1 protein-coding gene and 1 pseudogene are annotated in these 1,083 nt (G+C 35.6%); both read right to left on the bottom strand.

What is annotated here, in order from left to right; translation table 11 throughout:
- Positions 1-188: pseudogene (locus AC1DTM_RS27950) on the bottom strand (formate/nitrite transporter family protein); the annotation flags it as partial.
- Between the two features lie 207 nt (positions 189-395).
- Positions 396-1,083 (bottom strand): TerC family protein (locus AC1DTM_RS27955; protein WP_477001418.1); only part of this gene is annotated, 688 nt, incomplete at its 5' end.

Genomic DNA, 1,083 nt, shown 5'->3' on the forward strand with positions numbered 1-1,083 from the left:
GCTAAATAGGTTGCTGGTGAATCTGCAATGTGAAAAAAGTTACCTAATTTAAAACATAGTACAATAACAAAACCGATATAAATACCAGCAAGTGCAGCACGAATGAAATATTGCATTGGGTTTGTATCTAGCATTTGCTTTTTGCTCTTAGCCAGTTTTACAACATAATCTAATCCTTGTTCTAGCATGAGTAATACGCTCCTTTAGTACATCGTCTATAAATACTCCTTATATGAATAAAGTACATGGATTTGTTCTCATTTTCAATAAGTTTGTTCAATGTTTCACAAAAAGGACATACATCTGGAAAGAAAGCGTTTACAAAAGGTAGTATAATGGAATTTTTTCTAAAAATAGAGAGGGTTGAAACGAGGGAAAAAGAAAAAGCGCTGTAATTACAGCGCTTTTTCGTCTAAATTCTTTTCTACTTTTACTTCTACTTCTTTCGAGAAGAACCAACCGCCAACTGCGATTCCAATTAATACAATCCAGAATGTAAGCTTCCACGGAGTAGATTCTGGGAATGAATGTGGAAGGACACCTAAAGCAGGGTGTGCTAGCGTATAAATCGCTAATTTCACACCAACCCAACCTACAATTAAGAATGCTGCAGTTTCAAGTCCTGGTTTACGTTTTAATATTTGTACGAAAGCAGTTGCTGCAAATCGCATTATAACTAATCCGATAAGTCCACCTGTAAAGATAACGATAAATTGACCTGTATCAAGACTACCAATCGTACCTAATCCTGTTTTCGGTAAAGTCACTGCTAATGCAACAGCAGCTAAAATTGAATCAACAGCGAAGGCGATATCAGCAACTTCGACTTTAAATACAGTCCACCAAAAGTTCTCTTGTTTTTTCTTTGCTTCTTTTTCTTCTGTTTCTTCATGTGAATTCTTTTTAACATACGTTTTAAATAAGTGATTCCCCGCGATAAACATAAGATAAATCGCACCAATTGCTTGCACTTGCCATACATCTACTAGGAACGAAATCATAAATAGTGATCCGAAGCGGAAAACGAATGCTCCTGCTAATCCATAAAATAGTGCTTTCTTTCGTTTTTCTTCTGGTAAATGT

It is taken from the genome of Bacillus sp. P4_D3 (genome assembly GCF_056401855.1).